Annotated in this window: 14 protein-coding genes; 7 read left to right on the top strand and 7 right to left on the bottom strand. The window is 44.6% G+C overall.

What is annotated here, in order from left to right; all coding sequences use genetic code 11:
• The first annotated feature begins 107 nt into the window (after positions 1-107).
• The gene (nadB, locus tag DWY57_RS17865; RefSeq protein WP_016272212.1) at positions 108-1,679 is read left to right on the top strand and encodes an L-aspartate oxidase; all 1,572 of its coding nucleotides are present in this window, start codon (positions 108-110) and stop codon (positions 1,677-1,679) included.
• Positions 1,680-1,810: 131 nt separating this feature from the next.
• On the opposite strand, the gene rbr is transcribed toward nadB, so the two are convergent.
• A complete protein-coding gene (rbr, locus tag DWY57_RS17860) occupies positions 1,811-2,389 on the bottom strand; it encodes a rubrerythrin (protein ID WP_005825226.1) in 579 nt (192 codons plus the stop codon).
• A gap of 320 nt (positions 2,390-2,709) precedes the next feature.
• On the opposite strand from rbr, the gene sulP reads away from it, so the two are divergent.
• Entirely contained in the window at positions 2,710-4,392 is a 1,683-nt protein-coding gene (gene sulP, locus DWY57_RS17855; protein ID WP_117599932.1) for a sulfate permease, read from the top strand.
• Positions 4,393-4,399: 7 nt separating this feature from the next.
• Positions 4,400-5,239 (top strand): DNA/RNA non-specific endonuclease, encoded by an 840-nt coding sequence (locus tag DWY57_RS17850; RefSeq protein WP_008662282.1) that lies wholly within the window; start codon positions 4,400-4,402, stop codon positions 5,237-5,239.
• A gap of 5 nt (positions 5,240-5,244) precedes the next feature.
• On the opposite strand, the gene DWY57_RS17845 is transcribed toward DWY57_RS17850, so the two are convergent.
• Positions 5,245-5,754 (bottom strand): flavin reductase family protein, encoded by a 510-nt coding sequence (locus DWY57_RS17845; RefSeq protein ID WP_009037517.1) that lies wholly within the window; start codon positions 5,752-5,754, stop codon positions 5,245-5,247.
• Between the two features lie 10 nt (positions 5,755-5,764).
• Positions 5,765-6,538, bottom strand: coding sequence for a radical SAM protein (locus DWY57_RS17840; RefSeq protein WP_057281510.1), 774 nt, complete (start codon positions 6,536-6,538; stop codon positions 5,765-5,767).
• 250 nt (positions 6,539-6,788) lie between these two features.
• Here DWY57_RS17840 and DWY57_RS17835 point away from each other — a divergent pair, with 250 nt between their 5' ends.
• Positions 6,789-7,232, top strand: coding sequence for a hypothetical protein (locus DWY57_RS17835; protein WP_117588639.1), 444 nt, complete (start codon positions 6,789-6,791; stop codon positions 7,230-7,232).
• The gene (locus DWY57_RS17830; RefSeq protein ID WP_008662275.1) at positions 7,225-7,428 is read left to right on the top strand and encodes a helix-turn-helix transcriptional regulator; all 204 of its coding nucleotides are present in this window, start codon (positions 7,225-7,227) and stop codon (positions 7,426-7,428) included. Before DWY57_RS17835 ends, DWY57_RS17830 begins: the two co-directional genes overlap by 8 nt.
• An 80-nt stretch (positions 7,429-7,508) precedes the next feature.
• Here the strand turns inward: DWY57_RS17830 and DWY57_RS17825 are convergent, their stop codons facing one another.
• A complete protein-coding gene (locus DWY57_RS17825; protein ID WP_117599930.1) occupies positions 7,509-9,554 on the bottom strand; it encodes a helix-hairpin-helix domain-containing protein in 2,046 nt (681 codons plus the stop codon).
• A 97-nt stretch (positions 9,555-9,651) separates the two neighbouring features.
• Here DWY57_RS17825 and DWY57_RS17820 point away from each other — a divergent pair, with 97 nt between their 5' ends.
• On the top strand, positions 9,652-10,284 hold the full coding sequence (locus tag DWY57_RS17820) for a DUF4294 domain-containing protein (protein WP_005833968.1): 633 nt from the start codon (positions 9,652-9,654) through the stop codon (positions 10,282-10,284).
• Here the strand turns inward: DWY57_RS17820 and DWY57_RS17815 are convergent.
• From DWY57_RS17815 to DWY57_RS17805, 3 genes are all read right to left on the bottom strand, one after another.
• On the bottom strand, positions 10,279-11,019 hold the full coding sequence (locus tag DWY57_RS17815) for a DUF5131 family protein (RefSeq protein ID WP_117599929.1): 741 nt from the start codon (positions 11,017-11,019) through the stop codon (positions 10,279-10,281). The two genes, DWY57_RS17820 and DWY57_RS17815, sit on opposite strands and share 6 nt — an antisense overlap.
• A 129-nt stretch (positions 11,020-11,148) precedes the next feature.
• A complete protein-coding gene (locus DWY57_RS17810; protein ID WP_005825206.1) occupies positions 11,149-12,111 on the bottom strand; it encodes a YitT family protein in 963 nt (320 codons plus the stop codon).
• Positions 12,112-12,368: 257 nt separating this feature from the next.
• Entirely contained in the window at positions 12,369-12,896 is a 528-nt protein-coding gene (locus DWY57_RS17805; RefSeq protein WP_005833966.1) for an RNA methyltransferase, read from the bottom strand.
• Positions 12,897-13,360: 464 nt separating this feature from the next.
• Between DWY57_RS17805 and nadA the strand changes: the two genes are divergently transcribed.
• Positions 13,361-14,299, top strand: coding sequence for a quinolinate synthase NadA (gene nadA, locus DWY57_RS17800; RefSeq protein ID WP_119962183.1), 939 nt, complete (start codon positions 13,361-13,363; stop codon positions 14,297-14,299).
• Positions 14,300-14,309 lie beyond the last annotated feature (10 nt).

Raw genomic sequence — 14,309 nt, 5'->3', positions numbered from 1 at the left:
CTATCGGATTTTTGCCGCTAAGGTAGGTCTTTTTACGAATAAATCCCTACGGAATGAACAAGGAATGTACTTATTTTGTAGTTTTGCAGCGATAAACACTAAATCCTATGGTAAGAAAGTTCGATTTCCTCGTTATCGGCTCCGGGCTTGCCGGTATGAGTTTTGCGCTGAAAGTGGCGCACAAGGGGACAGTAGCCCTTATCTGCAAGGCAGGTCTGGAAGAAGCAAATACCTATTTTGCACAAGGAGGTATCGCTTCCGTCACCAATCTGGCTGTGGACAACTTCGAGAAGCACATCGAGGACACCATGATTGCAGGCGACTGGATAAGCGACCGCGAAGCCGTAGAGAAGGTGGTGCGCAATGCTCCCGAACAAATCAAGGAGCTCATTAAATGGGGAGTGAACTTCGACAAAAAGGAAGACGGAGAGTTTGACCTGCACAAAGAAGGCGGCCACTCCGAATTCCGCATCCTCCACCATAAGGACAATACGGGTGCAGAGATACAGACCAGCCTCATCGAAGCTGTGAAGCAACACCCCAACATCACCGTACTGACCGACCATTACGCTGTGGAAATCATTACCCAGCATCACCAGGGAATCATCGTTACCCGCCATACCCCCGGCATCAAGTGCTACGGTGCCTACGTGCTGAACGAAGCGACGGGCGAGGTGGATACCTTCCTTTCCAAAGTCACCATCATGGCAACGGGCGGTTGCGAAGCCGTTTACCGCCATACCACCAACCCGCTGGTAGCCACGGGAGACGGCATTGCCATGGTCTACCGTGCCAAGGGAGCAGTGAAAGACATGGAATTCATCCAGTTCCATCCCACAGCCCTTTTCCATCCGGGAGACCGCCCCTCGTTCCTCATCACCGAAGCCATGCGTGGTTATGGCGGCGTGCTGCGCACCAAAGACGGAAAAGAATTCATGCAGAAGTACGACCCGCGACTCTCACTGGCCCCGCGTGACATCGTGGCGCGTGCCATCGACAACGAAATGAAACAGCGCGGTGAAGACCATGTGTATCTGGACGTCACACACAAAGACCCCGAAGAAACCAAAAAGCATTTCCCGAACATATACAAGAAATGCCTCAGCATCGGTATAGACATTACAAAGGAATACATACCGGTAGCCCCCGCCGCCCATTATCTCTGCGGTGGTATCAAGGTGGACTTGGACGGACAGAGCAGCATCCGCCGTCTGTACGCCATCGGCGAATGTTCGTGCACTGGACTGCATGGCGGCAACCGTCTGGCAAGCAACTCACTGATTGAAGCCGTGGTTTATGCCGACGCGGCAGCCAAACACGCACTGAGCGTGCTGGAACGTTATGACTTCAACGAAGACATCCCCGAATGGAACGACGAAGGTACCATCTCCACCGAAGAACGTGTTCTCATCACACAAAGCATGAAGGAAGTAAACCAGATTATGGAGGCATACGTAGGTATTGTCCGCAGCAATACCCGGTTGACACGTGCCTGGAACCGACTGGACATACTTTACGAGGAGACAGAAGCACTCTTCAAGCGTAGCAAGGCTACCCGGGAGCTGTGCGAACTGCGCAACATGATAAACGTAGGATACCTGATAACCAAGCAAGCCATGGAACGCAAGGAAAGCCGCGGACTGCACTATACGATAGACTATCCGCACGTCGGGAAGTAACTAAAGTAAAACTCGCGCCACTATACTGGCACGGAAAACGAACATGGTCATTTAAACAAAGCGCCCGGATGCTCTGAAGAAAGCATCCGGGCGTTTCCCGTTATCCATACCTGCACAAGCAGGAGACATTATCAATAGTTTGACTTCTTTACTTCGAAGTAAGCCTGCGGATGCAAGCAAGCCGGACATACCTGAGGAGCTTCCTTACCGGTGTAGATGAAACCACAGTTGCGGCACTGCCATACCACTTCACCTTCCTTGGCAAATACGCTGGCAGTCTCTATATTCTGGATAAAAGCGCGATAACGTTCTTCGTGTCCCTTTTCGGCAATGGCGATGTTACGGTACATAAGAGCAATTTCGGGGAAACCTTCTTCGTCTGCAATATCAGCAAACTTAGGATAATCCAATGACCACTCTTCGTGTTCGCCGGCAGCAGCTTCCTGAAGATTTTCCAGGGTAGTGCCAATAACACCTGCAGGATAAGAAGCGGTGATTTCTACCATACCGCCTTCCAACCACTTGAACATACGTTTAGCGTGTTCCTTTTCCTGGTCAGCCGTTTCTGTGAAAATAGCGGCGATTTGTTCGTAACCTTCTTTCTTGGCTACACTTGCAAAATAAGTGTAACGCATTCTTGCTTGTGATTCACCAGCGAATGAAGTCAGCAGATTCTTCTCAGTCTGAGTTCCTTTAACACTTTTAGCCATAGTCTCTTTTTTTATTAGTTAATATAATTACGTATAAATGTCGTTCGTACTGTTCGTAAACAACACAAAATTACGAATTTAGTTTGAAATAACCACACTTCTGCCCCATCTGATTCATTTATCGTCTTATAGAAAGAATCTATCTTCACCGATAATCCGAAAAGGCATTTTAGCATAATTAATAGCACATATCTGATAAGGAAAACAAAATACATCACAGTTGTGTTCACTAATATCCATTATTTTATCTACTTTTGCAGGCAATTTGCAATATATACATTACATTCTGTATAAAAAAACGTATAAAAAAGTAGATTATAATGAAAGCGTTCGGATTCAGACCAAAGCTATACACGGCTTTAAAAAATTACTCTAAAGAACTGTTCATGGCAGACTTGATGGCAGGTATCATTGTAGGTATCGTTGCCCTCCCGCTTGCCATTGCATTCGGTATCGCCTCCGGCGTATCACCGGAGAAAGGTATCATTACGGCTATCATAGCCGGTTTCATCATCTCTCTGATGGGTGGAAGCAAGGTACAGATTGGAGGACCGACCGGTGCGTTCATCGTCATTATCTATGGCATCATCCAGCAATACGGTGAATCGGGGCTGATTGTCGCCACACTGATGGCAGGCGTACTGCTTATTCTGCTGGGAGTTTTCAAGCTGGGAGCTGTCATTAAGTTTATCCCCTATCCCATCATCGTAGGTTTTACAAGCGGTATTGCCGTCACCATCTTCACCACGCAGATTGCCGACATTTTCGGGTTGACGTTCGGAGGAGAGAAAGTTCCGGGAGACTTTGTAGGAAAATGGATGATTTATTTCCGACATTTCGATACCGTAAACTGGTGGAACACGATTGTAAGTATTGTCAGCATCTTCATCATTGCCATTACACCGCGGTTCTCGAAGAAGATTCCAGGGTCACTTATTGCCATCATCGTGGTGACAGTGGCAGTCTGGCTGATGAAAGTATATGGAGGCATTGACTGTATCGATACCATCGGCGACCGTTTCAGCATCCGTGCCGAACTGCCGGATGCCGTGATGCCTGCCTTGGATTGGGAAGCGATAAAGAACTTGTTCCCCGTAGCCATTACAATCGCTGTACTGGGTGCCATCGAATCTTTGCTGTCTGCCACCGTAGCTGATGGTGTGATAGGCGACAAACACGATTCCAACACGGAACTGATAGCACAAGGTGTTGCCAACATGGCTACCCCGCTGTTTGGCGGTATCCCTGCCACCGGAGCCATCGCGCGTACCATGGCAAACATCAACAACGGAGGAAAAACTCCCGTAGCAGGTATGGTTCATGCAGTGGTGTTGCTGCTTATCCTACTGTTTCTCATGCCACTGGCACAGTATATACCAATGGCCTGCCTGGCGGGTGTACTGGTCATAGTATCCTATAACATGAGCGGTTGGCGTACGTTCAAGGCATTATTGAAGAATCCTAAATCGGATGTCACGGTACTGCTGATTACTTTCTTCCTGACCGTCATCTTCGACCTGACTATTGCCATTGAAGTAGGTCTGGTGATTGCCTGCGTGCTGTTTATGCGCCGCGTCATGGAGACTACCGAAATATCCGTCATCAAAGATGAAATAGACCCGAATGCAGAATCGGACATTGCAAGCAATGACGAGCACCTAATAATCCCCGAGGATGTGGAAGTATATGAAATAAACGGTCCTTACTTCTTCGGCATCGCCACCAAATTCGAAGAAATCATGGCGCGGCTGGGCGACCGCCCCAAAGTGCGCATCATCCGCATGCGTAAAGTTCCGTTCATCGATTCTACCGGTATCCACAACTTGACAAGCCTTTGTGAGATGTCCCAAAAGGAAAAAATAACCATTGTGCTCTCCGGTGTCAATGAAAAGGTACATAAGGTACTGGAAAAATCGGGCTTCTATGAGCTGTTGGGCGAAGAAAATATCTGTCCGAACATAAATGTGGCACTGGAAAGGGCCAAAATAATTATCCAACACTAATCCCGGCATGGCACGAAAAAAAAAGAAACAATCGCAAGGCGTCTATTATCTTATATTGTTTATATGTGCGGTCTGCCTTGCCTATGAACCCGTTGCAAAGATACTTTCGGATGCCAGGCAAAAGAGTTCTACGCCTGCCAAGATAGAACTCACGGCAGGCACACGCCTTGAAATACCGGCAAAGCTGAAGAACGTCTCCGAACAGATTCTCCAGCGGAAAGGCTACACAGTATCCTACAACAAGGATTTAAAGATACCCAACTGGGTAGCCTGGGAACTCACTCCCGAAAAACTGGTGGAGCGTGAAAGCCGTACAGACAAGTTCCTGCCCGACCCCGACCTGCCTGAGCACGAGGCAGTAACCACCGATGACTACAAAGGAGCCGGCATGGACCGCGGACATATGTGTCCGGCCGGTGACAACCGCTGGCACTGGAAAGCCATGCAAGAGAGCTTCTACATGACAAACATTTGCCCGCAGAACCACAATCTAAACCGTGGCGACTGGAAAGAACTGGAAGAGTCATGCCGCCGTTGGGCACAAGAAGAAGGCAAGATATACATTGTATGCGGTCCTATTCTCTATGACCAACGTCACCGCACCATTGGTAAGAAGCACAAAATTACAGTGCCCGAAGCATTCTTCAAGGTCGTTCTGTGTGCAGACAGCAATCCCCCCAAAGCAATCGGCTTCATTTATAAGAATGCATCAGGCAATCATCCGTTGGACAGCTACGTCAATACAGTGGACGAAGTGGAACGTATTACAGGTATCGACTTCTTCCCCGCCCTTCCGGATGAAATAGAAGAGAAGGTGGAAGCCGAATATGACTTGAAGCTGTGGTAAAGGAGCTATTCCTTTACCCAGGCATCTACAATCTCGGCTACATAAACCCGGTGCAATCCACCGTGGTCACCGCCATACCAACGCTCGTAGACGGAATGGTCGAGAAAGAGTTCTTCTTTCATATCGGTAATGAAAAGCTTGCGGCACTCCAATCCCAGGCGGTCCTGCTCAAAGAGAATGTTTCCCCGCTCGGTAACGATAGGATTCAGACCAGTTTCCTTTACCTTATCCACTTCCCTACCCGATTTACTGCCACAAAGGTTGTAAATGCTCCGATTTTCCTTTCCTAAAAAAGAAAGGGTGAAATATTCGTTCTCCTCCATAAACTCATACGTATAGCGCTCGGAACGTATAAAGACAAACACCACCGGCTTGTTCCAAAGCCAGCCAATACCTCCCCAACTGGCAGTCATGGTGTTGAAATGTTCTTTACTGCCTGCCGTAACCAGCATCCACTCTTTGCCTATCACTTCGAAGAAGTTCTCGCTTAAATCTTTAATTGCTATTGATTTCATAAGTATATTATTAATAAGAAACACTTACCGGTATACCCGTTTCCCGTATCCGTTCCGCAATGCGATCCAGTTCCTCGCGGGTGGCCTTCTGCAAATCATGGTCGGGCGTTTCGCGGTCGATGGTATAAATCATCACTTGGCGGGGAGCAATCTCCTTGACAGCTTCCAGCCAGGGAAGAACAAATTTATCGGATGTATTATCCATATCTTGTCCTTTATAACTTCCTTTGAGAAACATGGTCTGGATAATGCAGTTCCCTTTGAACGCTTTCATCCCTTCTATAATCTCCCGGATGGAGTAATGTCCGGTAGGACGGTCAAGTACACGGATATACTCTTCATCCACCGTATCCAGTTTAAGGATGTTGTTGTCAATCTTGTTCAAAGCCTCGAATACGGCAGGACGATGAATAAAGGTAGAATTGCTCAGTACGCTCACCTTTGCATTCGGAAAATACTTGTCGCGCAAGGCAAGTGTATCTTCTATGATTTCGGGGAAACGGGGATGTGCCGTCGGTTCTCCATTACCGGCAAAAGTCAGAACATCCGGTGTAGGTCCGTTTTGCTGCATGTCCCGCAGACGGGCTTCAAGGGCCGAACGGACTTCTTCGCGCGTAGGCAACGGCTGTTTGGGACGATGGTCGGCATTGAAGCCACATTCACAGTAAATGCAGTCGAAAGTGCATACTTTGCCGTCTGCCGGCAATAAATTTATTCCCAAAGATACTCCCAGACGGCGAGAATGAACGGGACCGAATATGGGAGATGGATAAATGACAGTCATACTATTTATGATTTGACGATTTACGGTTTGATTAATGCTTAAACAATCTTACCGCTCCAAAGTTAAGTGAAAACTATGGTATCTGGCAATGTTCGGCTTGCAAAAGTTTACCCATAAAAGAAAATATTCCCTTTATAAAGCATACATTTCATGTTAAAAAAGTAAATCATACATTACATTTTATCTATTTTACTTGTTTATATATAAAGTACACATTACATTTGCAGATAACATCTAAATGCATAGTATTATGAGAAAGAACTATTTATTTCCAACCACTTTCAGAAAGATAGGTTGGTGTTTATTTGTCCCATTCGCCATCACGTCCTTCATCTGCCTTTTCGACGGCAGCAATGAAGATTGGTTGAAGGTAAACGCGTTGTCAGTAATTCCCTGGGGTATTATCAAGAACTCTTTATTCGACGAGTTGAGTATGATAGGGCTTACGGTTTCACTCTTGTTCATAGCTTTCTCAAAAGAAAAGGACGAAGATGAATGCATTGCCAATATTCGTTCAAACTCTCTTATCTGGGCTACCATAACAGCGTATTCCCTACTGATAGTATGCACTATGCTGATTTATGACATGCAATATCTTAATTTTGTATTTATAGACTTGTTCATGATATTGTTTCTGTTCATCATAAAGTACAACATTGAACTTTATAAATTTAGGAGGAGCAACAATGACTAATACATTAAGGGTAGAAAGAGCCATCAAGCATATGACCCAACAGCAATTGGCTGAAGCCATAGGAGTGAGCCGGCAAACCATCAATGCCATAGAATCGGGAAAGTATGTCCCTTCCACCTTGCTGTCATTGAAAATATCAGAGATATTCGGAAAGACTGTAAATGAAATTTTCATGTTGGAAGAAAGTGACAGATAAAGAGAAGACTCTAAAAAACTGTTTTAATTTTATTTTTCAGGTTGCCTCAGAAGAAAACTGAAATAAAATTAAAACAGTTTCTAAAACTTGATACGCAGTTGCATCTGCAAGTCCGCTTTCCTATTTCCCGGTATCTCATCATTGCCCGAACCAATCGTCTCCCTATCCTGATAAACCGTCTGTCCGAATTTGGCAAGAAACATGAAGTTCTTACTCAAATCATATCGCAGATGAGCGGAGTAACGGAACCCTTTGCCATAGAAGGAAGGGGTATAGAAAGTATATAACAATCCACGCTCGGAGGCGTAAACACGCGAATCGTAATCGTCCGTATGAAACCAGGTTCCCTGCACGGAAACTGACAGAGGGAAGGGGAAAGTGTACGAGCAAAATTGAGTACACTGATAACCTTGCCGTCTATCAAAGCGATACCCTTCCCCATCCTGCTGACGGAAGTGGTTATAATCTATTGTAGTACGAAAGATATATCTTCCCGGCATATAGGTCAGCCGATAACGGAGTTTATGGTGATAGATAGGTTCGATAACTGCACCGCTTGTACCCGTCACGTCTCTTTCTTTCTGTTTGTACCGATAATTAAAATACATCGAAAGGCTCTTTCGAGGAGTATAAGTAACCTGAAACATGGCATCCACTCCCTTTGAGGGCTTACTTATACGGTATTTCCACCAAGGAAAAGAAAACATATCCAATGAAGCGAAAAACTTCCACCGGGCGAAAGGTGTGGCCTCTGCTGCCAGATACCATCCGTTCTCATTCTGCGGCATACTGCTTTCGCCAAAGGAACGCCCAAACAAAGTCCAATAATCATATGAATAATACCGGTGAACAAGTAGCAGATGATAATCGGAAGAAAGATTATACTTCAGCCGGTTCAGCAACGCATAGCCTTTACTGCCGGTTGCCGCCTCCCCCACCCACACCAAACGGCCCAGACGATACCTATAATCCATGCCCACGTTATAGAAATTACTTCCATGAAGATTGTACTTTGCATACTTGTTCAACCGAGGCTTGTAAGGACGGTCGAAAAAATAGTAAATCCCCGTCACTCCCACCTTCAGAGAGTTCTTTTCATAGGTCATGTTTCCACCTATTACCTGCAAGGCAAAGGCATTCATTTTATCTGCCTCCTTCTGCGTGCGATGCAACCCTGTCTTGTAAATGGAAGTTATCTCGCCATCCTCCACCACACCGTCCATGGAGCGATGCGAATAGAAAGCCGAAATATCCAAGTAAGGCAATACTCCCACCGTTGCCGCCACTCCCCGGAAATAATTGTACTCATCAGTAGAACTATGCTTACGGATGCCTCCGGTACGATATTCTGTTGTAGACATAGAGAATGTTTTTCCTAAACGAAAATCCGTACTAAGTACCAGTCCCTGCCCGAAGCTCAGACGGTAATTGCCCAATGCCAAAGCCTTCAGCCGCCCCAGATTCTTTATCAGAAAATAGAAAGAATAGTAATCATAGCCTTTTCTGTTGTGCAGGGCAAAGAAGGGTTCTCCGGCATCCTTCTCTCCCGTCACGCCTATTTGGAGATAATCTCCATAATGAAAATTATAGCGCAAAGAATGGTAAAGGGAAGGTCCCAGGTAATTCTTCTCATATCCTTTACGGATATAGAACGGTACATCCAAACGTGCCAATGTTTCGTGTTTCCCGTATTTCAGTATAGATTTTAAAGCAGGATACCCCCTACCCGCTTTCACTGCCCGCACACAGACAAAGGGCAGCAGTAGGTCGATGGTACGTTTATCCATCTCCTCCACCAGTTGCAATTCATAAATGGTCTGCATCTGTCCGTATATATAGACATAAGCCAGAAGATTCTCTATCTGTATATCCGTAAGAAAAGGAAACTGCTCCAATTGCTGTTTAGTGGCGGCATTGAGGTTGACAGGCTCTTGCAGACGTCGGGACAACTCCTCCAATTCATCTTCCCAACCGTATTCTTCCTCATTCCCGATGGAAAGTTGTTCTAAATTTTCTTCCAAAAGAAGTAAAGGCTGTTCTTTCTGAAGGCCGGATATATTTTGAGCTTCAAGCATAGGAGTCATTGACAGCATACTTACAAAAACTCCTATCTTGAGTAATTCCATTAATAGTAGATCACTTTCATGTTTTGGGAAGCGAAGTTACCTTAAATAAGTTAATTGAGCAAGGAAAAATCAACATGATGCAACAACATTACACAGAATGGTGTACTTTTGCAACATGAACGCAAGGCTTAACATAGTAATACTCATCATGTTTCTTTCTCTCGGAAGCCTGAAATGTTTTGCACAGCAGCAACCACAGTCTGCTGCGCAAAAGAGTGTCTATCTTACTCCCATGTGCGTTTACGAAGGAGATACCATCCCTTATGTCAAGCTCCCCACTGTCTACATCTTCAAGCCGCTTAAATTCAAGAACAAGCGCGACATGAACAAGTACTACAAACTCATTCGTGACGTAAAGAAGGTACTTCCCATCTCCAAGGAGATTAACCGTGCCATCATTGAAACCTACGAATACATGATGACCCTGCCCACCGAGAAAGCCCGCCAGAAACACATGAAAGCAGTAGAGAAAAGCTTGAAGGAGCAATACACTCCCCGCATGAAGAAACTTACCTTTGCCCAAGGCAAACTGTTGATAAAACTGGTAGACCGACAGACCAACTCCACCGGATATGAACTGGTAAAAGCTTTTATGGGCCCTTTCAAAGCCGGTTTCTACCAGACTTTTGCCGCACTCTTCGGCGCTAGTCTAAAGAAGCAATACGACCCTATGGGAGACGATGCATTGACCGAACGGGTGATATTGATGGTGGAAAGCGGACAATTATAAACTGATGTTTATTCCCGCCTTGCGTGCCTGCGAATGTTGAAACTGGCGTTTCACATCATATGTCTTTCCGTCTTTGACGAACTTAGAGCCGGTCTGCTTAAACCAGAACTCCACTTTATTTTCCACACAAATTCTGCGAAGGTCCATCACCCATTCAAAATCACACGGACGAGCTTCGTAACCGGATTCTCCCCCTGCAACTATCTGTTCAATCCATTCGCCAACAGCATAAGTACTTAAATCTATCCTTTCCAGCAGCGGTTCACAGATTATTATCTTATGCTTTATGGGAGCCCTCTCATAGATGGGCAAGCGATAATCGGCGCAAGCCTGGTTTTCAACCGTACAACAGATGGTTACATTATCATATCCGTCTCCCCAATCATCGGGCAGACAGTCAGAAAAACGGTCTATACGCTTGGTAATCATCATAAAATGCAGGTCACTGCGGCAACGCATCATCTCCCATGCTTCGGCCCGCCATTTGTCAGCATCTTCCACAAAGAAATCGGAAGTAAAGCAGGTGTAGACAAATGTTCCAGGTGGTATCTTGAATTCTCCGTTACGCTTTTTACGCAAAGGCAGGTCAAAGTTTTTTGTCCGCACCACCACCGAACTGTCCACCTCTCGCCGGGCATCACCACGATAAACATAACAATGCTTGCAACCTGCACTCAATTTATGGCAACCATGCCATAAGTTCCACATCATCGACTTCGCAACAATACCGTTCATTCAAACAAAAAACTTATCGTTAACACCATGTTGAAAACTATGTTAGCAACATAAATAATCAGTTATTAAACAATTGATATTAAGCTATATATTCAGTTAATAACAGAATGAACAATTGTTTATTACTACCTATTCGGGTTGTACCTCTCCTGCCATCGGAAGCTCTTTCCAACCTTCACCAAATGCATCATAAGCATCGGTAACCACTACAAAAGCCTTTGGGTCTACTTCCCTTATCTTCTGCTTGATACCTACCACTTCCTTGTAACTCACCACAAGAAACAGCATTTCCTTGTCTACATTGGTATAAAGACCACTACTTTTGATGCAAGTGGCTGTACGGTCCAAATCTTTAAGAATATAGTCGTGCAAAGCGGTAAGGCGCATATCACTGATGACAAACAGTATCTTGTCATTCTTCTCCCCATTTATCACATAGGCCAATACCCTCGAAGTGACAAAAATAGCTATCAGTGAATAGAAAGACAAATGCCACGAAGGTTGTGTAGCATCATCCGGATTTCCGATACCGAAACCGATAACCAATAGGCCGAATCCCACCACAATACCATCTACCAGCAGTATCGCCTTTGAAAAACGTATATGGCAATATTTCTGCAATATCATCGCCACAATATCCGTACCTCCTGTAGTAGCCCGGCTACGCACTACAATACCACAGCCTATACCGATAACCACCGCACCAATCACAGAAGTCAGCATCAAATGGTCGGACATATTCAGACTGCCACCCAGCAACTGTGTAGGGTCCAACTGATGGAGCGCTTCTTCAGAAGGATAGGAGAGGAGAGACAGCACATTCATGGCAAGCGGAGTGAATAGTGCCGCCACGATAGTACGTGCTCCCAATTTTGCTCCCAGTACCAGCACGGAAATGATAAGCAAAGGAATATCAAACATATAACCGAAAGTACCTACCTGAATAGAAGGAAACAGATTATGAAGCACAATACTGGCTCCATACACCCCGCCAGGAACAAGATTATAAGGATTGATAAAGTAAACAAAACCTGCTGCCAGAATAGTACAACCTACAAAAATGCCTATCCATGAAGATATTATCTTTTTCATATCGATATGATTTATATATATTCAGCAAATATACAAAAAATAAGAAAAGACACCAACTGTACAGCAAGTTTTCTACATACAACCGATATGTGTTGAATACATGGTTAACAAAAAGGATAGATTATGAGATAAAGCATTAATTTACAATAAATAAAGTGATTGATTTTTATAATCAACCACTGTTCATAAAATCTCTCATCATACCTATATAGCTCCAACAAACCCGATATATTGACAGCTTATTAACAGCCCTGTTATTATCTCAGTTTCTTGAATAAATCCCAAATAACAATACCCGCCGTAACCGATACATTCAACGAATGCTTTGTGCCGTATTGAGGAATTTCAATGCAACCGTGCGAATGGTCAATCACTTCTTGTTGAACACCCTTCACTTCATTTCCCATTACCACAGCATACTTTTTAGTCTTGTCCAGCACCAGTTCGTCCAGCATCACACTACCTTCCGCCTGCTCTACAGAATAAACGATGTATCCCTCGGATTTTAGGTTATCAACAGCTTCAACAGAGTTATCAACATATTTCCAATCTACGGTAAATTCCGCTCCCAAAGCTGTCTTGTGCATCTCCGGATGGGGTGGGGTAGCTGTAATGCCACAAAGATAAATGCACTCGATGCGGAAAGCATCCGAAGTACGGAAAACGGAACCTATATTATGGAGACTGCGGATATTATCCAATACCACTACCAAAGGCAGTTTTTCGGCTTCCTTAAATTCCTCTACACTAATACGATTCAGTTCAGTTATCTTCAGTTTACGCATGACAATATACTTTTAAATCTCCCTGCAAAGATACTTTTTTCCGTTTATATCCCGGTTAATAACCGTTGAAAAGGTGTCAATACAATAGGGAAACAATTTTAAAAATAATCCTTGCATTATTCAAAGGTCTGCATATTACAGCAGTGAAACGAACAAACCAAAAAAGTTAAGGAGAATTTTCCAGGCTTCATTCAACATATTTTTCAGCCTGGTTTCATCGGTTTATAACTCTAAAGTTATTAACTTTGCATATTATTAACAACATGTTAATGCTGTTTAGCAGAAGTCTTATTATCAACGGATAAACTTAAAAACCCCGGTTTATAAGCATAAGAGTAAAATTCAGCTTGATACTAATAACTTCATAGGCAAGAAAAATCGTATTTATTTGTCCACACTGTTAACAGCCTATCATTACTATCAAAGGATTTTTAAAGAAGAAAGAGAAATTAAAAAATATAATTATGGATAATCTTATAGAAGCTATCAAGCAGCTGAAGAAGGAGAAGAACGCAATCATTCTGGGACACTACTACCAGAAAGGTGAAATACAAGATATAGCCGATTACGTGGGCGACAGTCTGGCTTTGGCGCAATGGGCGGCCCGGACGGAGGCAGACATCATCGTGATGTGCGGTGTGCACTTCATGGGAGAAACGGCGAAGGTGCTTTGTCCCGACAAGAAGGTACTGGTGCCCGATATGGCGGCAGGCTGTTCGTTGGCAGACAGTTGTCCGGCAGACAAATTCAGTCAGTTTGTCAAAGAGCATCCCGGATATACGGTGATATCCTATGTGAACACAACGGCTGCCGTAAAGGCGGTGACCGATGTGGTGGTAACTTCTACCAATGCAAAGCAGATTGTGGAAAGCTTCTCCAAAGATGAGAAAATAATCTTTGGCCCGGACCGGAACTTGGGTAATTATATCAACTCCATTACCGGAAGAAATATGTTATTATGGGATGGCGCATGCCATGTACACGAGGAATTCTCGGTTGAAAAGATTGTTGAAATAAAACGGCAGCATCCCGATGCGGTGGTACTGGCACATCCCGAATGCAAGAGTACAGTCTTGAAACTGGCTGATGTGGTAGGCTCTACGGCAGCTTTGCTGAAGTACGCAGTGGCACATCCCGAAAAGAGCTACATTGTAGCTACCGAAAGCGGTATCCTGCACGAGATGCAGAAACAATGCCCGCAGACAACATTTATTCCGGCTCCTCCCAACGACAGCACTTGTGCCTGCAATGAATGCAGTTACATGCGGCTGAATACACTGGAAAAGCTTTATGATTGTTTGAAAAACGAATCACCGGAAATAAAGGTGGATGCTGAGATTGCAGAAAAAGCAGTGAAACCGATTAAGAGGATGTTGGAAATATCGGCTCAACTGGGGTTATAATGTGCTGATA

The organism is Bacteroides sp. AF25-5LB, assembly GCF_003602965.1.
Taxonomy (GTDB): domain Bacteria; phylum Bacteroidota; class Bacteroidia; order Bacteroidales; family Bacteroidaceae; genus Bacteroides; species Bacteroides uniformis.
Note: the sequence above shows the minus strand (reverse complement) of the source record. Positions and strands in the feature narration are given on the sequence as shown.